22 protein-coding genes are annotated in these 25,213 nt (G+C 50.7%); 8 read left to right on the top strand and 14 right to left on the bottom strand.

Annotated features, from left to right (window positions below; all coding sequences use genetic code 11):
• Positions 1 to 14: 14 nt before the first annotated feature.
• Positions 15 to 1,133 (top strand): DJ-1/PfpI family protein, encoded by a 1,119-nt coding sequence (locus ACR64Q_RS07085; protein WP_313734068.1) that lies wholly within the window; start codon positions 15 to 17, stop codon positions 1,131 to 1,133.
• An 848-nt stretch (positions 1,134 to 1,981) separates the two neighbouring features.
• Positions 1,982 to 2,413 carry a hypothetical protein gene (locus ACR64Q_RS07080; protein WP_197026998.1) on the top strand — a complete coding sequence of 144 codons (432 nt, stop codon included), beginning with the start codon at positions 1,982 to 1,984 and terminating at the stop codon, positions 2,411 to 2,413.
• A gap of 482 nt (positions 2,414 to 2,895) precedes the next feature.
• Here ACR64Q_RS07080 and ACR64Q_RS07075 read toward each other — a convergent pair whose 3' ends face one another.
• The 12 genes from ACR64Q_RS07075 to rpoE all read right to left on the bottom strand — a co-directional run bounded on the left by ACR64Q_RS07075 (position 2,896) and on the right by rpoE (position 14,369).
• Complete coding sequence (locus ACR64Q_RS07075; protein WP_313734067.1) at positions 2,896 to 4,548, bottom strand: ATP-binding protein; 1,653 nt, start codon at positions 4,546 to 4,548, stop codon at positions 2,896 to 2,898.
• Positions 4,545 to 5,819: a cyclic di-GMP phosphodiesterase gene (locus tag ACR64Q_RS07070; protein ID WP_313734066.1), complete on the bottom strand. Its 1,275-nt coding sequence runs from the start codon at positions 5,817 to 5,819 to the stop codon at positions 4,545 to 4,547. The genes ACR64Q_RS07075 and ACR64Q_RS07070 overlap by 4 nt, the downstream gene beginning before the upstream one ends.
• Complete coding sequence (locus tag ACR64Q_RS07065) at positions 5,809 to 6,051, bottom strand: hypothetical protein (protein WP_313734065.1); 243 nt, start codon at positions 6,049 to 6,051, stop codon at positions 5,809 to 5,811. Before ACR64Q_RS07065 ends, ACR64Q_RS07070 begins: the two co-directional genes overlap by 11 nt.
• 109 nt (positions 6,052 to 6,160) lie before the next feature.
• Positions 6,161 to 6,688: a hypothetical protein gene (locus tag ACR64Q_RS07060; protein ID WP_313734064.1), complete on the bottom strand. Its 528-nt coding sequence runs from the start codon at positions 6,686 to 6,688 to the stop codon at positions 6,161 to 6,163.
• Positions 6,689 to 6,871: 183 nt separating this feature from the next.
• Complete coding sequence (locus ACR64Q_RS07055; protein ID WP_026604357.1) at positions 6,872 to 7,600, bottom strand: hypothetical protein; 729 nt, start codon at positions 7,598 to 7,600, stop codon at positions 6,872 to 6,874.
• Complete coding sequence (locus ACR64Q_RS07050) at positions 7,587 to 8,651, bottom strand: hypothetical protein (protein ID WP_020482176.1); 1,065 nt, start codon at positions 8,649 to 8,651, stop codon at positions 7,587 to 7,589. The genes ACR64Q_RS07055 and ACR64Q_RS07050 overlap by 14 nt, the downstream gene beginning before the upstream one ends.
• Positions 8,644 to 9,900, bottom strand: coding sequence for a hypothetical protein (locus ACR64Q_RS07045; RefSeq protein WP_313734063.1), 1,257 nt, complete (start codon positions 9,898 to 9,900; stop codon positions 8,644 to 8,646). Before ACR64Q_RS07045 ends, ACR64Q_RS07050 begins: the two co-directional genes overlap by 8 nt.
• 43 nt (positions 9,901 to 9,943) lie before the next feature.
• The gene (gene cysK, locus ACR64Q_RS07040; RefSeq protein WP_313734062.1) at positions 9,944 to 10,852 is read right to left on the bottom strand and encodes a cysteine synthase A; all 909 of its coding nucleotides are present in this window, start codon (positions 10,850 to 10,852) and stop codon (positions 9,944 to 9,946) included.
• A 13-nt stretch (positions 10,853 to 10,865) separates the two neighbouring features.
• Entirely contained in the window at positions 10,866 to 12,269 is a 1,404-nt protein-coding gene (locus tag ACR64Q_RS07035) for a DegQ family serine endoprotease (protein ID WP_026604353.1), read from the bottom strand.
• Between the two features lie 43 nt (positions 12,270 to 12,312).
• Positions 12,313 to 13,257, bottom strand: coding sequence for a MucB/RseB C-terminal domain-containing protein (locus ACR64Q_RS07030; protein WP_026604352.1), 945 nt, complete (start codon positions 13,255 to 13,257; stop codon positions 12,313 to 12,315).
• A gap of 4 nt (positions 13,258 to 13,261) precedes the next feature.
• Positions 13,262 to 13,768, bottom strand: coding sequence for a sigma-E factor negative regulatory protein (locus ACR64Q_RS07025; RefSeq protein WP_313734061.1), 507 nt, complete (start codon positions 13,766 to 13,768; stop codon positions 13,262 to 13,264).
• A 10-nt stretch (positions 13,769 to 13,778) separates the two neighbouring features.
• Entirely contained in the window at positions 13,779 to 14,369 is a 591-nt protein-coding gene (gene rpoE, locus ACR64Q_RS07020; RefSeq protein ID WP_020482182.1) for an RNA polymerase sigma factor RpoE, read from the bottom strand.
• A gap of 127 nt (positions 14,370 to 14,496) precedes the next feature.
• Here rpoE and nadB point away from each other — a divergent pair, with 127 nt between their 5' ends.
• The 4 genes from nadB to ACR64Q_RS07000 all read left to right on the top strand — a co-directional run bounded on the left by nadB (position 14,497) and on the right by ACR64Q_RS07000 (position 19,929).
• A complete protein-coding gene (nadB, locus tag ACR64Q_RS07015; protein ID WP_313734060.1) occupies positions 14,497 to 16,152 on the top strand; it encodes an L-aspartate oxidase in 1,656 nt (551 codons plus the stop codon).
• Between the two features lie 258 nt (positions 16,153 to 16,410).
• The gene (gene olsF, locus ACR64Q_RS07010; protein WP_020482184.1) at positions 16,411 to 18,132 is read left to right on the top strand and encodes a bifunctional ornithine lipid synthase OlsF; all 1,722 of its coding nucleotides are present in this window, start codon (positions 16,411 to 16,413) and stop codon (positions 18,130 to 18,132) included.
• A gap of 14 nt (positions 18,133 to 18,146) precedes the next feature.
• On the top strand, positions 18,147 to 19,163 hold the full coding sequence (locus ACR64Q_RS07005) for a M14 family zinc carboxypeptidase (protein WP_020482185.1): 1,017 nt from the start codon (positions 18,147 to 18,149) through the stop codon (positions 19,161 to 19,163).
• Entirely contained in the window at positions 19,156 to 19,929 is a 774-nt protein-coding gene (locus ACR64Q_RS07000) for an alpha/beta fold hydrolase (protein ID WP_313734059.1), read from the top strand. Before ACR64Q_RS07005 ends, ACR64Q_RS07000 begins: the two co-directional genes overlap by 8 nt.
• 9 nt (positions 19,930 to 19,938) lie before the next feature.
• Here ACR64Q_RS07000 and ACR64Q_RS06995 read toward each other — a convergent pair whose 3' ends face one another.
• Both ACR64Q_RS06995 and ACR64Q_RS06990 read right to left on the bottom strand, forming a co-directional pair.
• A complete protein-coding gene (locus ACR64Q_RS06995; protein ID WP_020482187.1) occupies positions 19,939 to 20,256 on the bottom strand; it encodes an H-NS histone family protein in 318 nt (105 codons plus the stop codon).
• A gap of 62 nt (positions 20,257 to 20,318) precedes the next feature.
• The gene (locus ACR64Q_RS06990; RefSeq protein ID WP_026604346.1) at positions 20,319 to 21,014 is read right to left on the bottom strand and encodes a DUF2914 domain-containing protein; all 696 of its coding nucleotides are present in this window, start codon (positions 21,012 to 21,014) and stop codon (positions 20,319 to 20,321) included.
• A 139-nt stretch (positions 21,015 to 21,153) separates the two neighbouring features.
• On the opposite strand from ACR64Q_RS06990, the gene ACR64Q_RS06985 reads away from it, so the two are divergent.
• On the top strand, positions 21,154 to 23,997 hold the full coding sequence (locus tag ACR64Q_RS06985) for a 2-oxoglutarate dehydrogenase E1 component (protein WP_026604345.1): 2,844 nt from the start codon (positions 21,154 to 21,156) through the stop codon (positions 23,995 to 23,997).
• Positions 23,987 to 25,177 (top strand): 2-oxoglutarate dehydrogenase complex dihydrolipoyllysine-residue succinyltransferase, encoded by a 1,191-nt coding sequence (odhB, locus tag ACR64Q_RS06980; protein WP_026604344.1) that lies wholly within the window; start codon positions 23,987 to 23,989, stop codon positions 25,175 to 25,177. Before ACR64Q_RS06985 ends, odhB begins: the two co-directional genes overlap by 11 nt.
• The last annotated feature ends 36 nt before the right edge of the window (positions 25,178 to 25,213 follow it).

Genomic DNA, 25,213 nt, shown 5'->3' with positions numbered 1-25,213 from the left:
ATTGAGGAAAGCAAATGAAGTGTTCCGCTTTGATAAAAATTACCAGTTTCGCGATAGTGCTGCTTGCAGCGTCAACGTACTACACGCGATCATGTCTGGGCGCAGAATCCGCACATGCGAACATCGCTGAACTGACGAAGAACTCGCTCACCCTTCCAGCGCCGAAAGACCGGCGTTTACGTCCGCTGGTCGTCATACTTGCCGACAATGCCGGTACAGAAACCACTGATTTTGTAATTCCTTACGGAGTCTTGAAGGAATCCGACGCAGCAGATGTGGTGACGGTTTCGACTGAGCCGGGCACGGTTGAGCTGATACCTGCGCTGCGGATACGCGCGGATATGACGATAGGGCAATTCGACGAATCAACCCCGAACGGAGCCGACATTCTGATTGTTCCCGCCATGGATAGAGCGGAAAATCCGGTGTTGCTCAACTGGGTGCGAGCCCAGTCCGAAAAGGGCGCGACAGTGGTATCGATTTGTGAGGGCGCACGAGTTATCGCGCATGCAGGACTACTCGAAGGCAAAGCGGCGACCACACACTGGTCTGGTTTGGAGGAAATGGCTAAAGCATTTCCTGGTACGACATGGGTGCATAACCAACGCTTCGTTATTGACAGACAGGTGATGACGACCACTGGTATCAGCGCTTCCCTGCCGGCATCGTTGGCGCTGGTCGAAGCGATTGCCGGTCGGCATGCTGCCGAGCTTACTGCACAACGACTGGGACTGAGCACTTGGAAAATCGATCACGATACGTCTGCGTTCACTCTAACCGCAGACCGCATCTTTCTCGCAGCCGGCAATTGGCTCGCCGTGTGGCGACACGAGGTTGTCGAAATACCCGTTGACGGCGGTTTCGATGAAATTTCCGTGGCACTCATGGCGGATGCGTGGTCCCGAACCTTTCGCTCCGAAGCATTGGCGACGAATGTAAGCGGTGCGGTGCGATCCCGCCACGGCTTGCTCATGGAAACTGAGGCCGGCTCCGAGTTGGGTCGATATGTCCTACCCGTTTATGCCGGCACTTCGGCGAGCGCATTGGATGCGGCAATAGAAGGTATTGCCGGACGCTATGGTGCGCCGACTGCCGATTTTGTGGCCCTGCAATTCGAATATCCGCGACGGTAGTTCAATGCCTCATGCCTAACTTTTTAGACTCTGATGTAACTGATGTGAGTAGCTGGTTAATGTAAACATGACTTATAGTAAACTTTAAGGGTCAGGCTGCGGAAAACTGCGCGTCCAAGGAAAAACTGCTTCGGTTTGACGGCCAGTTAGCTTGCTTGGAATTGGGGCGATTATCGGCCGAAACGCATTGCTCGGCACGAAGTACGGAAGGCCCAGACGAAGAAAAATCTGATTATCGACTATATGAATCCGTTGCAGCGTTTGGCCGCTGGACGCCCATATCAATTCCTCCATTAGTCATAGAAAAATTGAGATTTGCCTGAATGAGGGCTTAGGAACATCGTTAGCCGCTCGCGATCTACGATTTGGTGACACCTTTTGGCCAGGTCGAGCCAAAGAGGACGTAAGGTTACTTGCCGAAAAGCTGCCATTCGCTGAATCAGAGGCCGGTTTTGGCCGAATGGGAGCATTTGAACTGGATAGCCATCAGCCCAACCAAACGGCTCGTCGGCATTGCGATCAAATTTAAATCCGTTAACAAATCAACCCCTCTTAATATTAGAGTTCGGATAGGTTTGAATCCTTGCCGATTTTCCACTACACTCAGCCGGCAACCGGTAGGCGAATCATTATAGACGTTTATTAGTTATGCTTTGCTGATCGGTTGTTTAAATAGGCGGTTTAAGCATGCAGAGACTGCTATCTCTCTACCCTCCCCTTTAATTACTGGGATTCGATCCGTTCGATACAAACATCGACAGGCATCCCGGTATCAATTTTTTTGACAAGGAGCGATTATGAACAACGATTTAGTCAAGGGCTAACTCTCCGCCGACCAACAGAATGCCGTGATGGGTTTGATCGGTCAAATTCAAAACCTGTTACCGTTTTTGATCGACTTAAACGCCGACGAGCGCCGGGCCTTGCCCAAGCTGGGCGATAAGAGCCGGGCGTTTGTGGACCAGGGCTTGGTGTTGGCCGTGCAAAATCCGGGCATCTTGCCTCGCAATTTCGATTTGGACGAATATCAGCGCGACGTGACCTTAGTCAGGCAGTTAGAACCGCTGGTGTTGGCCTTGGGCCAACTGCAAGGCCGGCTGGAGGATACGTTTTTGGCGGCAGGCAGCGATGCTTACAGCCAGACTTTACTGGTTTATCAAGCGGCGAAACTGGCCGGCAAGAATGGCGCGCTAGAACAACACCTGGACGGTTTGAGTCGCCGCTTCGCCAGAAAATCGACCAGCGCGACCGCCGCAGCAAATCCCCCGTCCGCTCACTAATCGCCCTCCCCGATTCGACTTATTTTCTTGGCCATTGGACAAATTTTCTGCAACGGCCAAGTTATTTTCTCCATCATTGGACAAAATAACGCCAACATTTTAGCTCGGAGCTTGAACGATGCAGTTCTGAGTGAGAATGATCGAGAAAATAGCTCGGCCGTTCTAGCTCAGAGCTCGATCAATTGAGAAAATTTCTCGGCCAATTGAGCTCCGAGCTTGATCGTTCAAGAAAATTTCTCGGTCATCCAAGCTCCGAGCTTGATCGATGCAGAAAATAACTCGAACATTGCTGATTGGAAACGATCACGGACTCTCCCGCCGGAACCATTCTCAGTAAACAACAGCTGTTCACCATTTGTCGGGGAGAATAGGCATAACGGCAAATTCGCTAGAGATAAACAAGCTTTTCGGATCGAATTATCCTGATTACCTCGACCGTTTAGCATGGTGGATTGCCTATAGGCAAAATGGCGGAACGCCTGTCAGCTAGTCCGCGGCAAACATACGCGAAAGCAAGTGCCCTTACCGAGTTCGCTCTTCACTTCTATCCGCCCGTTGTGCTTTTTAACAATCCCATAGGATAACGATAGACCCAGGCCTGTGCCCATGCCGACCGACTTGGTGGTAAAAAATGGGTCGAAGATTTTTCCGAGCTGTTCGGGTTTGATGCCCTTGCCGGTATCCTCCACCTCAACCCAGACGCTTTGCTCGTCATAAGCGGTGCGAAGCGTAATTCGGCCATGATCCTCGATAGCTTGCACCGCATTGATCAGCAGGTTCATAAATACCTGGTTAAGTTGGGAGGCGATGCAGTTGATTTCCGGGATTCCGCCATATTCCTTAACGACGTCGGCTTTGTACTTGATTTCGTTCCATACCACGTTAAGCGTGCTGTCGAGACCCGACTCAAGATTCGCCGATTGCTGTTCCAGTTCGCCAACGTGAGAGAAATCCTTCAGATCTTTAACGATGCGCCGCACTCGCTGCAAGCCGTCGAGCGATTCCGCCAGAAGGTCGCCAATATCTTCGCGCAAATAGCCGATATTAATTTCCTGTTTGAGGTGCGTAATATTTTGCAAGGCCTCATTCACCAACGACCCTTCGATCCGCTCGTAAGCCGCCAACAGTCTGAGCATCCCATCGACATACTCCTGCAAGGTACTCAAGTTGGAGTTGACGAAGCCAATGGGATTATTGATCTCGTGAGCCACGCCGGCAGCGAGCTGGCCTATCGAAGCCATTTTTTCGGATTGCAGCAGTTGCATCTGAGTTTCTTCAAGCTGCCCGATAAGCTCCTCTTGACGTGCCTTCTCGGCCAACAATTGCGTATTCGCCATTTGCAGAGATTCAGTGCGCTTTCGCACCTGCTCTTCAAGTTCGTCTCGGGAATCGCGCAACGCTTCCTCGGCCCGTTTGCGTTCGGTAATATCGTTGAAGCCGAAGACGCGGCCGATGATGTGCTCGCCTAGATATTGCGGCCGCGATCTGCATTCGAAAATTCGACCATCATTGAGACTCAGGATATCTTCGGTTTCGCTGTTGCCGACGAGTTCCTGTAGGCGAATACGCAATACTTCCGGTTCGGCAACCAGCCCGGCAATGAACTCGAGAATATCCGCTTCCTCCCTCTCCAGCAGCAACTCGTCGGAAATGCCCCACATGCTGCTGAACTGGCGGTTCATGTTGGCGATCTTGCCATGCCAATCGATGACCAGAATGCCGTTGCCTGTCGATTCCAGCGTTGCCCGCAGTTGCGACAATATTTGGGCCAGGGCATCCTCGGCCTTGTGTTCGTTCTGTACGTCCCTGGCCTGAATCAGAATCAGAGGGCGCCCTTCATGGTGAATGACCTTGACGGATTTGGTCACCGTCAGCATCGAACCGTCGGCGCATTGGTAAAGTCCGTCCTGGGTATCGATATCCTGGTATTGGCCGTTACGGACGTCCTCCCAATAAAAGACGTCTTGCAACGAACTTTCGATATTCGTGATGGCCATAGCCAGCAATTCCGCTTCCGAATAGCCCAGCATCTTCTCGACCATCTTGTTGGCAATGATGATCCGCAACTCACCGGGTTCAACCAGCAACATCATATGCTGGCTGTAATCAATCATCAGATGTTCGAGGCTGCTCATCTGGCGCTTTGCTCCTGGCCGGGATTGTTCGGATCGAAATAATAATTGACCCGTTTGCGTGGACTGAGATAGTTGTATATTTCCCGCGGAACCTGCGCCGGTCTGATCGCCTTCGCGATATTCGCATCCGCTTCGCACGCCATGTCCACCAGGATCGCTTCATCCCTGGGAATATCCGCATCGTAAATCAGCACCAACGGTTTCATCGGCTTGGCCGTATTGACGGTAACGACCATGCCGATCACGCCATTGGAAAACTGCACGATCGTGCCGGGCGGATACACACCAAGACAATGGATGAAGACCTGAAGCAACTTCTGATCGAATTTGTTTCGCAACTTGGCGAACATCGTCGACAGAGCCTCATGAGGTGTCAGCGCATCGTTAATATTCATCGGGTTGCACAGTTCATCGTAATGGTTGGCAATGACGACAATGCGGGAAAGTAAACTGATCGCTTCGCCTTTCAATTTACTGGGGTAGCCGGTCCCATCGAACAGTTCGTGATGTTCGCGGATGATGGCCAAGACGGCAGGTGCAAGCCCCAGTCGCCGGCCGATATCCGCGCCGTACTGGCAATGCATTTCGAATAAATGACGCTCAGCCTGATTGAGCGGCTCCTTTTTCATCAGGATCTTTGACGGAATCTCCTTATGACCAATATCGTGGAACAGCGCGCCCAGCCCCAAGGTGCCGACCACCTCTTGGGGCAATTCGATGTCGCGCGCCATCATCAGGGACAGCATGGTGACATTTAAAGAGTGGTAATACATTTCCTCGGCCCCCGCCTTGCCTATCATGACGTGTATAGCAAGTTCCGGCGCGCAAAGTAGCGAGTCGACAATTTGGTCCACCAATTGTGTCGCCTTTCGCACGGTCTCTGCCGGCATGGTATACAGGCTTTTCTCGATACCGTGTATCGTTTTAGCGGTATCGATAAAGGCATTTTCGATCCGTGCCGCCGCCTCTCGCTGCTGCTGGATTCGCTCGACTAGCGCCAGTTTGGTCGCCAGCGCCGGCAAAATATCCGGCTTGGTTGCAACCTGTGTTTGATCTACCTGCTGTGGTTTTTTTGGCAGTGGATTGACATCGCTGAGGGCCGGATCGTAACGAATTGACTTCAGCCCAAGACTCTGGAGGGTCTTGATCTGTGCCTCGTTCTTTATCTTGAAATGGCTGAACGAGAATGGGTGATCAAACCACTTGAGATCGAGGTGAATATACAACCCGATTCGCAGCTGATCCACGGTAATGTTGAAGTCATCTTGCATCGGGATGGGCGGTCCGATCAACTTTTGTCAAATGGAAGAATGCCGAATTCATACCGTCTCTACCAATACTCTGCCCCAGGCCAATCCCAGCTTTGCGATCATCTTCAAACGGATTAGACGCGCCCTCGGTGTGTTTGGCCAAAAGCGTATGGGAAATAAAGAAAATAAGCAAACCAGGGAACTGAATAGCAAGTAATTCTCCTCTCAGCGATCCGCTAGGGAATTGCACCATGCGTTGCTATTCCTTCTGCATCCATGCGTTGGTGCATCAGCAGATAGCTACGAATTGCCGGCTATTGCGTTAGCAATTACAAGAACGTGTTTAGCTTGATTTGTGGGAACTACCGGGATCTTTTATCCCGTTCCGGTTCCAAATATTTATGCCGTAAATCGACATAATTGCCGCCTATCCATTGCCAAAATGTCGCCGCTGCTTCCGGGTCGGTGCTGATTAATTTCACGGCTATCGCGCCGTTGCTGCTGATATCGGTAATCTGTGCGTCGATGTCGATGCTGGCTTTGGTTTTGACAACGCGTCTGTCGGTATCGACCCGAAAAGTCACCGGCTCGCCCACTTGAAAGAGGATGTCGCGTTTTAAGCCGCCTAGAAACTTTAAGCGATATTCCGGAACGGATTGAAACGGCAATACAAACTCGGCATGCCAACGAAACGGCGGACACTGGATAGGTCCGGCGTTTTTGGGAAAGTGCACGGTGTAGCCGTCATCGACTTTGGCTTTAACCACCCCCCGAGTATAAATTTCGTGGCAATTGGTCAGTACCGCATCGCCCGGCTCCAGACCGTATTTTGCAGCGTGTGCAGCCAAGCTGTTGAAAGCCAGGACAAATCCCAAAACGATTATTTTCATGCTGCTCTCCTGATTATTATTGTTAACTTTCATCCCTAAACGTTCAGTTCTCTCACCGACACTGAGCCGCGAATTTTACCCTAACTTGACTTGCCGGTTGCGCAGTCAGTCTGTATCGGGCACAGCGCGTTGTCAATATTTGCTTGGAATCAAGTCCCGCAGGCCGAATACCAAACCAAAACCCTATCTCGGTTGCGGCGTGCTCGGTTGATATGGGCCAAGCAGGCTACGCACCAAGGTATTGGTTTCGTCAATATCCACAGTGATCATGTGCCCTGTATTAGTACCTAAATAGGCTTGCATTGCCGCCGCCATATACGGGAACACGAGGCGTAAGTCATTGCTGGAACCGTTACTTTGCACGCTGGTTTTCCATAGCTGTTTGCGTTGTTGCTGTTGCAAATAGGCTTCTTTATCACAGGCTTCCAGCACCAGATAGCGCCGAAATGTCGTATAGGATTCGGTCCGTTGCGAATAGCCGCCGACGCCGAAACCCGGATAATAGCCGTTGTAAAATCTGGACATTCGGTACGGATAGTAATAACCCATGTCGTTCCACAACGGTACCTCGTAAGTGTATTGATGCACTTCCGGGGCACCGACACCGTAACTCAGGAACATCACCAAGTTGCTGTCCTGGATACTGTTGGCCTTGCTGTAACCGCGATTAGCCAGGACTTTTTCGATATAGGTTTTGAACTCGATAAACTGCAAATCCTGTTCGTTTGCGCCGGCATTGCCCGGCAATACGACGAATCGCATATTGCTTTGCGGAGCGCTTACGGCGACTAGCGAATCGATTTCCGTGCGGAATTGCAGCGGACGCGGTGTGGTGCTGCAAGCCGCCAGCAAGCCGGTCAACAGCAAAACCAACACCCGGTAACTTACACCTATCAATTTATTGCTCTGCATGATCACTCCCTGTTTCGTTCGTTGAACTATTCTCTTGCCATAAGCTTTGCGTGCGTTGCTGCAAGCGAATGTCGGCAAGTACCTTTTTATCGTGCAATTCCGCCTGATGGGTCAGTTGTTCTGTAAGTTGCTGACTTTCTGCAAGCCTTTGCCTAACCTGCTGGGTTTCCTGGGCCAGCAACTCCGCTTCCAGACGCATAGCCTTTAATTCGTTTTCGTGGCGTAGCTGTTCGGCATACAAACGCTTCTCAAGTTCCAGTTGCTGGCTAAGCTGCTCTTGTTTGTCTTCCAGCAAGCGCCGCTGTTTTTCCGCTTCCTGAGCCTGCATCTGCAATTCCAGCTCGGATACGCGGCGCAAATGTTCCAGTTGCAGGCGCTTTTCGTGTATTTCCTCCTCTTCCAGCAACCGCTGCTGCCGGGATAGCTCTCGGGTGCGTTCTTCATTCAACTCAAAAGTCTTTTTCAACACGTTCAGATAAACACTGTCGCGGCCCAACTGCACGCTCGGAAATTCGTTAAAGCTGGCAGTGAGACTACAGAGGGCTTGCGATTGAATATGCTGTTGCATCAACACTTGGTTAATAGCCAGCGCAATGCGTTTCTCGGTGTCAATTAGACCGGTTTGAATCCAGTTGCCATCAGCCAGCGTTTGCAGTTCAAGATTAACCACATCGTCGATAATGTCGGCATACAACTGCTTGATGTGTTGGTTAATCGTGGGCAGCATTTCACTATTCTTCAACACATAAGCCAAAGTAGCCTGAAAGCGCAAATCTAGCGCCAAGTCCACCGTGCAAAAATCGTCGAACATACTCAGCTGCCGCCGGTATTGCCAGCTTTCTATCGTCAGAGGGTGAATGTGGTGATAGAAGCGTTTGACGAATTTCTTCGGACGTAAAAAAAGTTTTTTATACGGCCCGAGTTTTAGCTGCACCACTTGCCGGTCGGCGTCGAAACCGGCGATCCATTGCTCCGCCGAATCGGCAAGCGACTCTTCGAATAAATCGCCGCCTGCCAGCCAGATTTCCAATTCGCTACCGGTGCTATTCATGGCTCACAACACTGGCTGCGGCAACCGCTTTTTGTTTAAGCGCGGCGATTTTGTCGGACATTTTTTCCGCAATCAGCGGGTAAAGATTCGGCGCAAACTCCACGGTTCTATCGTCCACTTTACGCAAGAAGCCGCGACTGAGCAGCAAGCCGACCACGAACATGCGCGACCAATCCGAATAGCGCCGGGCTTTTTCCAAGTCGGACTTTTCGATGACCATTTCCAGTTCGTCGTTTTCGTTGATCCGAAACTCGGTGAATTGCCGTAGGCATTCAAACACCAGTTCTTCTTCCTGGATCGTTAACGGTCCGGGTGCGGTAAATTCCAAGCGGTAAGACAGTAATACCGTGAAAAAATCCACCATCGCCGCACAGGCAAACGCGAACCAGGAAAACCCGCGCCACATCGCGAACGATGGCTTAACTTCTTCGACAAACTGTTTATAGGTCATTAGCAAGGGCGCGTCGGGTAAAGTTAAGCCCATGCTGCTGGCCAGTTGATTCACGCCGAGTTGAATATCCTGATAATTCTTTAAAAATTGTGAATAAGTGGCTTCCTTGTCGTTAGTCACATCCAGTTCATTCAGGTTACTTTGCAGCAGCCTAATATTGCTGTCCAAGGTTTGAAACGCTTGTTCCTGCTGTTGCAAGGCCTGCTTTTTTTCTTGATAAATCTGATTGTAGTGGCGCCAGAACGGCCCTTCTCCCACCTGATTTTTATAGCCGGGTCCAATTTGATTATGCGTGCCAAAATACGCCTGACTGGCATCCAGCGAAGCTTTTTCCAGATCAAGTTTTTGTTGGTGCAGCATCTGGCTTTTAACTTGCAGAATGCCGTCCACATAGCTTTTAGTTTGCTGTCTTAACTCATTCAGCCTATTGATATGCAGGGTTTCCTGCTCGGATATTTCGTAAAACTTGAAATAGGAAAAAGTCACCGAAGCGGCAATCGCCACCGCTAGAGACGCTACCACAGTAAAGTAGCGCATCCTGTTGGCTTTCCAATGGATGCCCGCCATTTCCAAAGAACAGATAACGATGATGGATTGAATGGCGACGGTAATCACCAACGCAATCCAGGGCGTAATAAAATGCGATAAACCGTAATAAGTGGTAAAGCCGGACGACAGGCTAAGCATCAGGACGATGGGTATCGTCCAGATACGCAACATGCTGACAAACAGGGTTTGAATGCGGTTGATAAAATAACCGAGTCCGGTGGAACGTATTTTGATGCTGGGATTTGTCATTGTTATTTTTTTTTGCTCCAGCAGAATGCGGGATAAAACGGCGTTAGCTCATACTCAAATAGCGCTCACCGGTATCGTGAATAATGGTCACCACGGTTTTACCGGCACCCATCTGCGCCGCGACGCGTACCGCCGCGCAAACAGTGGCACCGGAAGAAATACCGGCCATAATGCCCTCTTCTTCGATCAGCCTTTTGCGCATCGTAAAGGCTTCCTCGGTCGTGACCAATTCGATACCATCCAGCAGATCGACTTCCAGATTCTTGGGCACAAAACCTGGCCCTATGCCCTGAATTTTGTGCGGTGTATGAGTGCCGCCCGAGATGACCGGGGATTCAGCCGGCTCAACGGCAATCACTTGAAACTGCGGTTTACGGTTCTTGATCACGTCGGCAACCCCGGAAATGGTGCCGCCGGTACCTACTCCGCAAACAAAGGCATCGAGTTGGCCGCTGGTAGCCGACCAGATTTCCTGGGCGGTGGTTTGTCTATGAACTTCAGGGTTAGCCGGATTTTCGAATTGATGGGGCATAAATGCCCCCGGTGTCTGTCTGACTATTTCCTGCGCCTTGGCAATTGCGCCGGTCATGCCTTCAGCACCCGGCGTCAACACGATTTCCGCACCATACAATGCCAATAATTGCCGGCGCTCGATCGACATAGTGTTCGGCATTGTCAAAATACAATGATAACCGCGGGCGGCGGCAATCATGGCTAAGGCAATACCGGTATTGCCGGAGGTCGGCTCCACTATAGTGCCACCGTTGCGTAAGCGACCCGCTCTCTCGGCGGCTTGTATCATGGCCAGACCAATTCTGTCCTTGACTGAACCGCCGGGGTTTCTTGATTCCAGTTTCGCCAGCACAGTCGCGGAGTTTTCCAACACGACTTTATGTAATTTCACTAATGGCGTATTGCCGATCAATTGCGTTACATTGCTGGCGACAGGCATTGAGTTACCTCAATTATTTCTCGATTTTAAACGCTAAAAACACCGGACTGCCGTTACGTTGTACCAAAAGTGCTATCGATTTTTCAACCGGTAATTTCGCGACGATGGAATTAAACTCGGCGGCATCGCGCACCACATTATTTTGAATGCGCAAAATAATGTCGCCTGGCTGAATGCCGGCATCCATCGCAATACCTTTGTTCACTTTTTGAACTATTACACCGTTTTTTTCCACCTGTGATTGTTGACGTTGTTCGGCGGTTAAATCGGCCACGGCCAAGCCCAGACGGTTCACGGCCACTTCAGGGGTAGCCGCAGGCCCGTTAGCCAAAGAGGAGGGTTGCGCAGGCAACAAACCGATTTTCACACTAAGATCCTGCTTATCGCCTTGGCGAATGATTTTAACCTTGGCTTTTTCATCGATAGGTGTCATTCCCACTCTAGGCGGTAACTCGCCGGAGGTCTCGATTATTTGCCCATTAAACTCGACAATAATATCGCCGATTTGAATGCCGGCTTTTTCGGCCGGTCCGCCTGGAATAACTTTAGAAACCAAGGCGCCGTGCGGCCGGTCCATACCAAACGACTCCGCCAACTGCCGGGTCACGTCCTGAATTTGTACACCCAACCAGCCACGCGACACTTTACCCTTGCTTTTGATTTGGTCGACTACGTTCATCGCCACATCGATAGGAATCGCAAACGATAAACCCATATAGCCGCCGGAACGGCTGTAGATTTGCGAGTTAATCCCTACGACCTTGCCTTGCATATTGAATAAGGGGCCGCCTGAATTGCCCGGATTGATGGCGACGTCGGTTTGGATGAACGGCACATAATTGCCATCCGGCAGACTGCGCCCTTTAGCGCTGACGATACCGGCGGTGACGGATTGATCAAAACCAAACGGCGTACCGATGGCCAAAACCCACTCGCCCACTTGCAATTGCTCCGGCGAACCGACTTCCACTACCGGCAGGTCTTTGGCCTCTACCTTCAACAAGGCCACATCGGTGCTTTCGTCGGAGCCGATCAATTTGGCGATCAACTCCCGGCGATCTTTCAATTTGACGACAATCTCGGAGGCATTGTTGACTACATGGTGGTTAGTCAAGACGTATCCGTCTTTGGAAATCACAAACCCCGAGCCTAGAGAGTTAGTCTCCCGTGGGGAGTTACCACGCCCCGGCCCCTGAAAAAACCGTCGAAAAAACTCTTCCATTTCCGGTGGCATATCCTCCGGCATTTGCTGCTGATCGACGCCGGCTTGCGGGTCGGCGGCCTTTTGGGTCGTGCTGATGTTGACCACCGCATCCCCATTGGTTTTCACCATTTCGGTAAAATCGGGCAATTGCGCATAGCTTGCGTCAATCGCCAATAAAAATATCAAAACTCCATAAAACAGCTTATTAAGCATGTAATCTCCACTCATACATTTGATTTGTTACAAAAAGGACACGCTAACGTAGCGCTATGCCGTCAGCAATTAGCTCGACTGTTTTGGCGGGTACTTCGCCCAATACGGTGAATTGGGTATCGCCAATCACCTTACTGAACGAATTAACAGAACCCAGACTATGCAAACCGTTCATACCTTGCGATTCTTTGGCTTCCAGATACACCGACACCGTAGAAAAACCGTCGCTAATCAATAAATGATCTACGGCTTTTTGAGATTGCTGGATGGAATTGCGAATAAAAAATACCGGTTCAAACCCAGCCGGCCAATTCTTCAATACGAATGTGGCGTTTTCAAACGGTTCGGCTTGAGCAGTGTGGATATGTTTGACATGAAAGCTGTTGTCGTCGACATTGCCGGTGTGGGGCTCGGCTAAGGAATCGGTCATTAAATCGGTGAACACTACTTGCTCAAGGATACTGCCGTCCAAATTGTAAACTTCGACTTTCAGCGGCAAAAAATGTTGGGTATCCACCCAGATTTTTCTCGGGTAGCGAAGCGCATCGGTAGGCTCAACACTGACGATTTGCGTCGGCAACATCGCGATGGATTCCTGACCCGACAAAACTAATTGATAATTTTTTTCCAGGTTAGCGGTGTTCTGCGGCAAATTGACGATAAACGAACTATCCAGCGGATGGTGGTTGACCACTTTTTGACTGGTTTCCTTGAATGTGCAAGTCACTTCGTTCGATTTACGCGTCACTTCCCGCATCGGCGAATTCAAAGAAGCCAAGCGTTCCTGTTCGACGCCGTTTTCAACACTATGCTGATATTTCATCGTATCGAGCTGACCGTTTTTCATGAAGATCACGGTACCCCGATAGTTGAGGGTTTTCATCGCCCGGTTCATATGATCCAGCCATTGTCGGGCCGTCACTTGATCCTTCTCGGCAAAAGCGCTTTGGCAAACAACGCATAGCAAAAAAGCTTTTAAAACTCTCACGCGCTTATTCCTGCCGATAGCCCACCACCCGTGCGTAGGGTTGCCCCGCTTGCACGCTATTGACATACATCGCGTTGTCATGAGCTTCCAGATAATCCTTGAATCGAGCATGCATTTCCTCGGCTGACGCCTCTTTACCCTGAGCCACCATCTCGACCGCGCCGAAAGGGTTATGCATTTGCTTATCCACTTTAGTGCTGACCCACACCACGGCCAGTGCTACCGACGCGGCAATCGCCAACGCAGCTTTTTGCCAGTTTACCGCCGACTTTTTCCGAGGTAAGAAATAGGTAGGTTCTTGCCGAATATGTTCGTGAATCTTGTCCACAAAATCGCTGGTAACGTGAGAATATTCGCCACTCCTCATGACTTGACTGGCAATTTGATAGCGACGCAACTTGTCTTTCAGCAAACCGTCGTTCTGCAAAGTTTTTAATAGCGACAGTGCTTGCTGACTATCCAGTTCGTCGTCTATCAGTTGAGAAAGTTTTTCGTTAAGTTGTTCTTGCATCGATACACCTTTAGTCGAGCAATGGGTTTAATTTTTGGTCTATGGCTTCGCGAGCCCTAAAAATCCGCGAGCGTACCGTCCCGATGGGGCAATCCATTGCTTCCGCGATTTCTTCGTAACTCATCCCTTCAAACTCCCTGAGCGTAATTGCAATCCGCATCTCTTCTGGTAACCTCTCGATAGCCGATTTAATGACCGCCACGATTTGTTCGTTCATCAACAAATTTTCCGGCGTTTCTATATCTTTTAGTTGTGGCGCGTTTTCTACTTGTTCGGCATCTTGAACATCAATCTCGTAATCAAAATGACGGCGCGAACGCGACAACAAATAGTTTTTGGCGGTATTAATCGCTATGCGATACAACCAAGTGTAAAAAGCGCTGTCACCGCGAAAATCTCCCAAGGCCCGGTAAGCCTTGATGAAGCTATCCTGCGCCACATCCTGAGCTTCGCTCGGATCTTTGACGTACCGATTCACCAAGTGGACGATCTTGTGCTGGTATTTGATCACCAAAAGATCGAAGGCGGATTTATCGCCTTGCTGCACACGGCGCACCAGCTCTTGATCCAGATCTTCGGTATTCGTTTCTTGTTCGTTCACTGCGCTATTTTGATATTGAAGTGGACAGAATTAAACCTCATTAGTTCTGGCAACACAAAAAAAATTACCGCAAGATTAAAACCAGATATTATTCAAAAACGCTAAAACTATTCATCCGGCCGCAAAGTTGACCACACTGACAGCAAACCAACCCAACCATACCGCTGATTCCTATTATGACATCCTTATCGCCGGCAGCGGCGGCGCCGGCCTGAGTCTAGCGCTGCATCTTGCCGACACCTACAAGGTCGCGGTGCTCGCCAAATTCGCACTGACCGAATGCAGCACTTATTACGCCCAAGGCGGTATCTCCGCGGTATTCGACGAAGAATACGATTCCATCGAATCGCATATAGAAGACACCTTGATTGCCGGCGCCGGCCTGTGCGACCCGGAAATCGTCAGACTCACCGTCGCTCAAGGCCGTCGAAGCATCGAATGGCTACGTCAACAAGGCGTGAACTTTACCGAAGAGCGTAACGCCGACGGCGCCAAACAATTGCATTTAAACCGCGAAGGCGGCCACTCGCACCGCCGCATCGTTCACACCGACGATGCCACCGGCAAAGCGGTATCGCTATCGTTGATCGAACGCGCCCAAGCTCACCCCAACATTACCCTGCTGGAATATCACAACGTTGTCGAATTAATCACCGCCAACAAATTAGGCGCGAGCGAACAACGCATATGCGGCGCCTATGTGTTGGACAGCAAATCAGGCAGCATCAAATCCATAGCCGCGAAAGTGGTGGTACTGGCGACCGGCGGCGCCAACAAGGTTTATCTGTATTCAACGAATCCGCATATTTCCAGCGGCGACGGGATTGCGTTGGCCTGGCGGGCCGGCTGCCGGATCAGCAATATGGAATTTATGCAATTTCATCCGACCTGCCTGTATCACCCGACCGCGCGTTCGTTTTTAATCAGCGAAGCGGTGCGCGGCGAAGGCGCACATTTGATTTTGCCGGATGGTGAGCGCTTCATGCGCCGCTACGACGAGCGCATGGAACTGGCCCCGCGCGACATCGTCGCTCGCGCCATCGATAGCGAAATCAAGAAACACGGTATCGAATGCGTCTATCTGGACATCAGCCACAAATCCCGGGAGTTCATCCAGAAGCACTTTCCCACAATTTATATGCAGTGTTTGGAACTGGACATCGACATCAGTCAGCAACCGATTCCCGTGGTACCGGCGGCGCATTATACCTGCGGCGGCGTATTAACCGACGCCAACGCCCGAACCGACATCCCCGGCTTGTACGCCATCGGCGAGGTCGCCTGCACCGGATTGCACGGGGCTAACCGCATGGCCAGCAATTCGCTGCTGGAGTGTTTAGTATTCGCCGAACAAGCCAATCAGGACATTCGCCGCACATTCGCGCAATTACCGGAACCGCTGCCGCTGCCGGATTGGGACGAATCCAAAGTCGGCGACTCGGATGAGGAAGTGGTGATCGCGCACAATTGGGACGAATTGCGCCGTTTCATGTGGGATTACGTCGGCATCGTTCGCACCAATAAACGTCTGGAACGAGCGATGAACCGCCTCGTGTTGCTAAAAGAAGAAATCGCCGAATACTACGGCCAATTTCGCATTACCAGCGACTTGCTGGAACTGCGCAATCTGGTCATCGTCGCCGAACTGATCATCCGCTGCGCGCAGCAGCGCAAGGAAAGCCGGGGCTTGCATTACACCAAGGATTATCCGGATCTGGACAATAGCCAGCCGCCGCAAAACACCGTATTGACACCCGATAAACCCGGCCGGAAAGCTCACTGATTATCGTCGTTGTTGTGTGAAAGCACGACTAAAAACGGGTTGGATAACCTCTTTCGGCCCGCCAACATCCGCTACCTAAACCGCAATTTTTTCAAAGAATAAACCACACCAACAGCCTGCTCTGCCGTTTGGGGCACGTCGTTTACGGCTTATCAACCATTGGCTGACAGGCTTTTTCATCAGCCTGCGGCTGACATATTTCTGACATATTTGCCCACTAGAATCGCCGCCATACTCCTTTTTCCAGGACACTGAGCGATGATCGATGCTGAACGCATTCTGCAAGAAACTTATCCCGACTTTAAATTTGGCAAAGACAATAAGCTGGTTGTACAAGCTTTAAAAAAACTGATCCACGAAGACGATTTCAACGACGTTATTCGCAAAAACCAACACCTGCGCGGCTTCGCCTTTCTCGACAAGCTACTGAATTACTTCAAATTCAATTATCAAGTCAGCAACGATTGCTATAACAATATTCCCTCCGAAGGCCGTCTGCTGATCGTTGCCAATCACCCAATTGGAACCCTGGACGGCTTGGCCTTGGTGAAATTGATTCGTTCCGTGCGGCCCGATGTGCGTATCGTTGCCAACCGAGTCTTGTCGCACATGGAGCCTTTGCAATCCATATTTCTGCCGGTCGATGTACTGTCCGATAAGAAAAAGCTAAAAGACGTTTATAAGGTGATGCTGGATGCGCTGGAAAACGAAGAAGCCATCATTTTCTTCCCGGCCGGCGAGGTTTCGCGCATCACACCCAAAGGCATCCGCGACGGCGCCTGGCAATCCGGCTTTATTAAACTGGCTCGCAGAGCACAATGCCCTATCCTGCCGATCTTCATCAAAGCCAAGAACTCGGCCTTGTTCTACAGCGCCTCTACGCTATACAAACCATTGGGTACGATGCTGCTAGTGAAGGAGATGTTCAACAAGAAAGGCCAGGAAATCAAATTCATGGTCGGCGCGCCGGTACCTTACCAAGTTATTGCCGATAGCGAGGAAAGCAATAAACAGCTCAGTCAGCGCTTTCGCAAGCACGTCCAAAACCTGGGCAAGAAAAACAAACCGGCGCTATTCGAGACCGTCGCCACCGTGGTGCATCCTTCCGATACCAAAGCGGTGAAGAAGGCCTTGTACCAATCGCGTCTGCTTGGCGAAACCCGCGACGGCAAAAAGATCTTTTTATACCAATTTCAAGACGATTGTCCGGTGATGCGGGAAATCGCCCGTTTACGCGAACTGACATTCAGAACCGTCGAAGAAGGCACCGGCCTAGCATTGGATCTGGACAAATTCGACATTTACTACAGCCACATCGTGCTGTGGGACGATAACGATCTGGAAATCGTCGGTGCCTACCGGGTCGGAGACGGCCCTGCCATTATGGCCAGTCATGGCATAGACGGTTTTTATACGCAAACCCTGTTCGATTTACGCAACGAATTCGAAGCTTATCTACCCCACAGCATCGAGCTAGGCCGCAGCTTTGTGCAGCCGCGTTATTGGGGGCAACACAGCCTGGATTATCTTTGGTACGGTATAGGCGCCTATTTGCGCGAACGGCCGGACATAAAATATCTATTCGGCCCGGTCAGCATCAGCAATGCCTACCCGCAGGCCGCAAAAGAACTGATTATCGGTTTTTATCAACAGCAGTTCGCTTCCGACTTACAGAACACCAAGGCCAGAACGCCCTTCGTGATGTCCCAACAGTGCAAAGCGTTCGCGGCCACAGAATTCAGCGCTGACTACTCCACCAGTTTCAAAATATTGAATAGCGAACTAAAAAAATTGGGCGTCAAAGTCCCTACTCTTTATAAACAATACGTGGAATTATGTGTCGATAAAGGCTGCCATTTCGTCGCCTTCAATATCGACCCGGACTTTAACAATTGTATCGACGGCCTGATCATGGTGGAGGTCGATAAAATCGCGCCCAAGAAAAGACAACGCTACATCGAAAAATCGCTGGCCGGTTAGAGTTGCGCGAATTCATGGAAAATCGTTCATTCCCGGAGCTGGAACAGCTGGAAACGCTGATCGAGCAATTCGGCGACCGCGCCCGTTGCGAAATCGTCGAGCAAATCACCTATAAAGACAGGCAATTTCCAATCCATTGCCTCAGCCTGGGCTCAACCAGTCCGGATGTTCCGGTATTGGCTTTTTTCGGTGGCGTGCATGGCCTGGAGAAAATCGGCTCGGAAGTCATACTGGCGTACTTACAAACCATCCTGCAATTATTGGATTGGGACGAGGAATTTAACGCTCGTTTGCAACATTCGCGGCTGGTATTCGTACCCATTGTCAACCCGGTGGGCGTCTATCGAGGCACGCGCTGTAACGGTCACGGCGTAGATTTGATGCGTAATTCGCCCATCGAAAGTATCGGCAACACCCGGTTATACAGCGGCCAGCGTTTCAGCGCCAAACTACCTTGGTATCGCGGCGATGAATCGAAAATGGAAAAAGAAGCGCAGGCATTATGCCGAGTGGTACATAAACATCTGTTCAATGCACCGTTATCGATTGCTATCGATCTGCATTCGGGGTTTGGCATCCACGATAGATTATGGTTTCCCTATGCATCCTGTCAGACGCCGTTTCCGGGCATAGCAGAAGCTTATGGCTTAAAACAATTGTTTGATCGCTGCTACCCGCATCATTTCTATAAAATCGAGCCCATGAGCCAGGAATACGTTATCAGCGGCGACTTATGGGATTATCTATATGACGATTTTATCGACCGGCATGGCAAACAGCGGGTGTTTCTCCCTTTAACCCTGGAGATGGGCTCCTGGCTGTGGCTGCGCAAAAGTCCGACGCATTTATTTCAACGTCATGGCTTGTTCCATCCCTTGCTGCCGCATCGTCAGCAACGCATTATGCGCCGGCATCTAACCCTATTCGATTTCTTGTACCGCAGCCTGCTCTACCCGCAAAAATGGGCGGCGTTAAACAACCACCAACAAGAGCAGAATCGGCGACAAGCATTGGAACTCTGGTATGCCTGAGTCAGCCGGGCAACATTGGCTATTACTGCGTGGCCTATGTAGAGAGGCGGCGCATTGGGGAAATTTTCCGGATGTGTTGCAGCAGGCTTTTCCACGATCAACTGTCAGTACTATCGATTTGCCAGGCACCGGCCGATATTACCGAGAACCCAGCCCGGACAGCATCGAAACGATAACGGAACAAGTCCGCCGCCAGGCTTTAGCGGACGGTTTACTGGCAAAGCCTGTCACGCTAATCGCATTATCCCTTGGCGGCATGGTGGCCTGGGAATGGTTGCAGCGCTATCCGCGCGACATCGCCGCAGCCGCCATGGTTAATACCAGCTTTGCAGGCTTAAGCCCGTTTTATCGGCGCATGCGTTGGCAGAGTTATCCGCAGTTTTTTGAGTTATTGCTAGAAAGGGATTTATATAACAGGGAACTGGCAATTCTTCAGCTGGTTAGTAACCGGCAAGACCTCTACGCGGAAACGGCCAAGGCCTGGAGCGCCATACAGCAAGTTCGGCCTATCAGCCTTGCTAATGGTGTCAGACAGCTGAAAGCAGCGGCACGCTATCGACCTAGCCAGAGAAAACCGGAAACACCATTGCTGTTATTGAATGGCCGGGGCGACCGTTTAGTCGCACCGGCTTGTTCCGACGCCATTCATAACAAATGGCAAATCGACATCTTCACGCACCCGTGGGCGGGCCATGATCTATGTTTGGACGATGGAGCCTGGGTAGCAAACCGTTTAAAAGACTGGATAAACCAGACTACGGTTTAAATCCGAAGATTATTTGATTTCAAACTCAGCTTTACTGCGACCGGAAGCCAGCAATTCCTGCATCCATTTCGGCGCCAATCCACGGCCAGACCAGGTTAAAGATGCATCGTCAGGACTACGGTACCTAGCCGCAACTTTACCGGTTTTTCTTTCGGATTTCTTCTCGCCGTCTTGAATATCGACAGTTACGCCAATAGAAGCCGCCAATTCCTTTATTTGCGCAATAACTTCCTTGCGTTTACTGGATTGTCTTTCTTTTAATGCTTTTTCGGCATTATCAATAACAGCCTGTAATTCGGCTTCGGATAGTTTATTAAAGTCAGTCATATTTTCCTCGTTAATCAAAAAACGCAATCAATTCTATCACCCGGCGTTTCTAAATAAAACTATTATTCAGAATTTACTGAAAAATTGACTTCGGAATATACCTTGCCTTTCTTATCCGTCAACTGTACTTGCCATTCGCCCTTATCTTTGGCAGACAGGGTTTTACTAGACCATACCTTGGTTATTTTATCTTTCATATCCAATTGTTTTTGATGCACGATTTGACCGTTACGCGACCATCGATGAAACAAAGATCTACCCTTCATGTTTTTTATCTCACTAAAATAAAAAACTTCCTGGGATTGGTTAGGAATAACTCTCAGCGGCGACTTAATCGGCTCACCGGGTTCATCATCCTTGGGCTCGGTATTTAAAGATGCTCTGATAACCTTTCGGTCCAATATAATCGCCGCCGGCTTTTTAACACTGTCGATTTTTTTAACACTTTCAGAGTGGGCTGCTTCCTTAGGCACTATCGCCGGCACTGGCTTTTCTATTAGCGCCGACTCTTGCCGTTCAACAATTTCAGCATCCGGTGTATTAAATTTTTGAACTTTTTCCGTGGTATCGATCAGAGTATCACTATCTTCGTCAGCGCCGCCAAACCATGAAAACAATACTATTAGCATCAAAACTAACACCAGAACCGCAACCAGTATCCTGCGAATATGCCAAACCGTTACCGTTTGCGGCTCCGTGCTTATGCCTGGGTGTTTCTTATCATAATTAATTTTGATAACTACTTTATTATCAGCCATGTTTTTTCCCGATATTGAATCAACCAAACGAAACTGGAATCATTTGATGCACTAGCCCGTTACAACACATTGTCCTTGGTAATATAACATTTTAGTTCTAACATAATCGGTTCAACTTGCCGAAAACCTGGATGTTTGCATGAGTAGCCTGCTTAAACAATTCGAAGAGTCCTCCTCATTGTACGGAGGCAACGCCCATTTCATCGAGTACTTGTACGAACAGTACTTGAGCAATCCGGAATCCATCAGCCCAAGCTGGCGGCAACGCTTCGACCACATTCGCAGCGGCGCCACCGAAGACACACCGCATAGCGTGATTGTGGAGCGCTTCGAAAAACTGGCGATTGCGGAACCGGGCAGGCTGGCCAGAATGCAGGGGTTTACCGAGCAAAGCGTCAAGAAGCAATCAGCGGTAGCCCGCTTGATCAATCATTACCGGGTCAAAGGCCATCAGATAGCCTCTAACAATCCGCTTGGTCAATCGCAAAGCGTCCCTGCTGACTTGGAACCTATATATTATGGTTTGACCGATGCGGATATGAGCACGCTGTTCGACACCGGCGGCTTGTGCGGCGTTGATCGCTTACCCCTAAAAGCGATTATTCAAACGCTTAACGAGATTTACTGCGGCAGCATCGGCAGCGAATACATGCACATCGTCGATGACGAAAAGAAACGCTGGATCAAGGATAAACTGGAAGGCGCGAAACCGGATTTCAGCAGCCATCCGGAAAAACGCCAATGGCTGTTAAAGTTGTTGATTGCCGCAGAAGGCCTGGAAAGATTCCTGCACCGCAAATATGTCGGCCAAAAACGCTTTTCGCTGGAAGGCGGCGAGTCTTTGATTCCAGTGCTGGACGAATTGATCCAACGCGCAGGCGAACACAAAGGCAAGGAAATCGTCATCGGTATGGCCCATCGCGGCCGTCTGAACGTACTTATTAATATACTGGGAAAAAGCCCGGCGGTACTGTTCGGGGAATTCGAAGGCACCCACACGTCCTCGCCCGGCGTACTAACCGGCGATGTCAAATACCATCAAGGCTTTTCGTCCAATATTGCCACACCGGGCGGCCCGATTCATTTGACGCTGGCCTTCAACCCCTCGCATTTGGAAATCATCAATCCGGTGGTGGAAGGCTCGGTAAAAGCCCGCCAAGATCGGCACGGCCCGGATGGTTTTGACGCGATCTTGCCGATATTGATTCACGGCGACGCCGCTTTTGCCGGCCAGGGTATTGTGATGGAAACCTTGAACATGTCGGAAACGCGCGCCTTCTCCACCGGCGGCACCGTGCATATTGTCATCAACAACCAAATCGGTTTTACCACCAGCAATCCCTTCGATGCCAGATCCACCCTGTACTGTACCGACGTAGCCAACATGATTCAGGCGCCGGTATTTCACGTCAACGGCGACGATCCGGAGGCGGTGATTTTCATCACGCAATTGGCATTGGATTACCGTAACACCTTTCATAAAGATGTGGTTATTGACTTAATTTGCTACCGCCGTCATGGTCACAACGAGGCGGACGAACCGGCGGCTACCCAGCCGATGATGTATAAATCCATCCGCGATCACCAGACCCCGCCGCAAATCTACGCACAGAAATTAATTGCGGAAGGCGTGGTCACGGAAGACATGGTGCAGAAAATGGAGCAGGATTACCAACAACTGCTCAACGAAGGCCAACCGGTATCACGGCCGATTATAGAAAACAACGTTTATTCATACTCGGCGCGCTGGGTGCCTTATCAAAACAAACATTGGGACACGCCGGCCGACACCTCTATAAGCTTGGAGCATCTCCAATTCTGCAACCAGCGTTTGCAAAGCTTGCCGGAAGGTTTTGAACTGCATCCCAGAGTCGCCAAAGTCATGGAAGACCGCAATAAAATGGCGGCCGGCGAAATTCCAATGGATTGGGGCTTTGCGGAAAATTTGGCTTATGCGACGCTACTATTGGAAAAATACCATATGCGCTTGACCGGCCAGGACATCGGCCGCGGCACGTTCTCGCATCGCCACGCCATTTTGCTGAATCAAGCCAACGGCGAAAATTACATCCCGCTCAAACATTTAAGCGAAAACCAGGGCCGCGCACAAATCTTTAACTCCTTACTGTCGGAAGCCGGCGTGTTGGGTTTCGAATACGGCTACAGCTCCACCGAACCGAATAAACTGGTGATCTGGGAAGCGCAATTCGGCGATTTCGCCAACGGCGCGCAAGTAGTCATAGACCAGTTCATTTCCTCCGGCGAAACCAAATGGGGCAAGCTCAGCGGCTTGGTCATGCTGCTGCCACACGGTTTTGAAGGTCAAGGCCCGGAACATTCCTCGGCTCGCCTGGAACGTTATTTACAGCTATGTGCCGACCACAATATCCAAGTCTGCGTCCCCACTACACCGGCACAAATTTTTCATTTGCTGCGTCGACAGATGCTGCGCCAATATCGCAAACCGCTTATCGTCATGAGTCCGAAAAGCCTGCTACGGCACAAGCTAGCGGTATCGACACTAAGCGATTTGACCCATGGCGAATTTTTGAACGTGATAGGCGAACAGGACGATATCGATCCCTACCACGTCACGCGCATCGTATTGTGCGCCGGCAAGGTATATTTCGATTTGTTGGAAGCTCGCCGCCTGGATCAGGAGCAACTGCGCCATGTCGCGATTATTCGTATCGAGCAGCTCTATCCGTTTCCGAACGAGCAATTCAAACGCGAAATCGACAAATACCCCAATGTCGAACATATTGTCTGGTGTCAGGAAGAACCGAAAAACCAAGGCGCCTGGTACCAAAGCAAGCACCATTTTTTCGATTTGCTAGACAAGAATATCCCGATCAGCTATGCCGGCCGGGTCGCGTCGGCATCACCGGCGGTCGGCAATTACAAAACCCATCTCAACGAACAACGCGCCGTGGTAAACGCCGCGCTCTATGGCAGCAACGAAGGAAATACACATGAGCTTTGAAATACTGGTCCCCAGCCTTCCCGAATCCGTATCCGATGCCACCCTAGTCGCATGGCACAAACAGGCGGGCGAATGGGTCAACGAAGGCGACAATCTGGCCGACCTCGAAACCGACAAGGTCATCCTGGAAGTACCTGCACCAAAATCCGGAACACTGGTAGAACTGGTGGTACAAGACGGCGAAACCGTAGTCGGCGGTCAGCTACTAGCCAAACTGGATGCCCAGCCAGCCAAACCGGCTCAGGTAACCGAAAAAACCGAAGACGCCGTCCTTAGCCCTTCCGTTCGCAAATTGGTCGCCGAAAAAGACCTTGACCCGCAAGCCATCGCCGGCTCCGGAAAACATGGCCGAATTCTGAAAACTGATGTTTTGGATTTCTTGAACACACAAGCGAAAGACGCGCCACCTACTCCAGCCCCCGCGCCACCACCGGCAACGGAAACCCACTCGCCCTTATCGGCCACAGCCGTGGCCAGCCTAAGGCCGGAACAGCGGGTGCCGATGACTCGCTTGCGTGCCAAAGTGGCCGAACGCTTGCTGCAAGCCCAGCAAAACGCGGCGATGCTGACTACCTTTAACGAAGTCAATCTCAGTGCGGTCATCGATCTGCGCAATCACTACAAAGATCGTTTCGAAACCAAACACAGCATCAAGCTGGGCTTCATGTCGTTCTTCGTGAAGGCATCCATTGAAGGCTTAAAACGCTTCCCGGCGATTAACGCGTCTATTGACGGCAGCGACATCATTTACCACGGCTACTACGACATCGGCATCGCCGTCACCACACCGCGCGGCTTGATCGTGCCGATTTTGCGCGACGCTGATCAGCTGGATTTTGCCGGCATCGAAAAAGGCATACACGATTTTGGTAATAAAGCCCGCAACGGCTCGATCAGCGTTGAAGATCTCAGCGGCGGCACCTTTACCATCACGAATGGCGGAATTTTCGGCTCCATGCTCTCTACACCCATCCTGAATCCGCCGCAATGCGCGATTTTAGGCATGCACGCCATCAAAGACCGGCCGGTGGTGGAAAACGGTGAGATCGTTATTCGGCCTATCATGTACCTGGCTTTGTCCTACGACCATCGTTTGGTGGACGGCAAGGAAGCGGTGCAGTTTTTGGGCATCATCAAGGAATGTCTGGAAGCGCCGGCGCATTTATTACTAAATATCTAACTTACTGATCCATCACTCCCGCGCAAGCGGGAGTCC

The sequence above is a fragment of the Methylomonas sp. 2F7 genome (genome assembly GCF_057126975.1).
This window is presented reverse-complemented; position numbering and strand designations above follow the sequence as displayed.

What these genes read in the sequence shown, in the direction of transcription:
- ACR64Q_RS07085 (WP_313734068.1), top strand. Translation starts at nt 15, where the DNA reads ATGAAGTGTTCCGCTTTGATAAAAATTACCAGTTTCGCGATAGTGCTG.
- odhB (WP_026604344.1), top strand. Translation starts at nt 23,987, where the DNA reads ATGAGCTTTGAAATACTGGTCCCCAGCCTTCCCGAATCCGTATCCGAT.
- ACR64Q_RS07055 (WP_026604357.1), bottom strand. Translation starts at nt 7,600, where the DNA reads ATGCAGAGCAATAAATTGATAGGTGTAAGTTACCGGGTGTTGGTTTTG.
- ACR64Q_RS07070 (WP_313734066.1), bottom strand. Translation starts at nt 5,819, where the DNA reads ATGCAAGATGACTTCAACATTACCGTGGATCAGCTGCGAATCGGGTTG.
- ACR64Q_RS07000 (WP_313734059.1), top strand. Translation starts at nt 19,156, where the DNA reads ATGCCTGAGTCAGCCGGGCAACATTGGCTATTACTGCGTGGCCTATGT.
- ACR64Q_RS06985 (WP_026604345.1), top strand. Translation starts at nt 21,154, where the DNA reads ATGAGTAGCCTGCTTAAACAATTCGAAGAGTCCTCCTCATTGTACGGA.
- ACR64Q_RS07075 (WP_313734067.1), bottom strand. Translation starts at nt 4,548, where the DNA reads ATGAGCAGCCTCGAACATCTGATGATTGATTACAGCCAGCATATGATG.
- ACR64Q_RS07025 (WP_313734061.1), bottom strand. Translation starts at nt 13,768, where the DNA reads ATGCAAGAACAACTTAACGAAAAACTTTCTCAACTGATAGACGACGAA.
- ACR64Q_RS07065 (WP_313734065.1), bottom strand. Translation starts at nt 6,051, where the DNA reads ATGGTGCAATTCCCTAGCGGATCGCTGAGAGGAGAATTACTTGCTATT.
- ACR64Q_RS07060 (WP_313734064.1), bottom strand. Translation starts at nt 6,688, where the DNA reads ATGAAAATAATCGTTTTGGGATTTGTCCTGGCTTTCAACAGCTTGGCT.
- ACR64Q_RS07045 (WP_313734063.1), bottom strand. Translation starts at nt 9,900, where the DNA reads ATGACAAATCCCAGCATCAAAATACGTTCCACCGGACTCGGTTATTTT.
- ACR64Q_RS07050 (WP_020482176.1), bottom strand. Translation starts at nt 8,651, where the DNA reads ATGAATAGCACCGGTAGCGAATTGGAAATCTGGCTGGCAGGCGGCGAT.
- ACR64Q_RS06990 (WP_026604346.1), bottom strand. Translation starts at nt 21,014, where the DNA reads ATGGCTGATAATAAAGTAGTTATCAAAATTAATTATGATAAGAAACAC.
- ACR64Q_RS06995 (WP_020482187.1), bottom strand. Translation starts at nt 20,256, where the DNA reads ATGACTGACTTTAATAAACTATCCGAAGCCGAATTACAGGCTGTTATT.
- olsF (WP_020482184.1), top strand. Translation starts at nt 16,411, where the DNA reads ATGATCGATGCTGAACGCATTCTGCAAGAAACTTATCCCGACTTTAAA.
- ACR64Q_RS07005 (WP_020482185.1), top strand. Translation starts at nt 18,147, where the DNA reads ATGGAAAATCGTTCATTCCCGGAGCTGGAACAGCTGGAAACGCTGATC.
- ACR64Q_RS07035 (WP_026604353.1), bottom strand. Translation starts at nt 12,269, where the DNA reads ATGCTTAATAAGCTGTTTTATGGAGTTTTGATATTTTTATTGGCGATT.
- cysK (WP_313734062.1), bottom strand. Translation starts at nt 10,852, where the DNA reads ATGCCTGTCGCCAGCAATGTAACGCAATTGATCGGCAATACGCCATTA.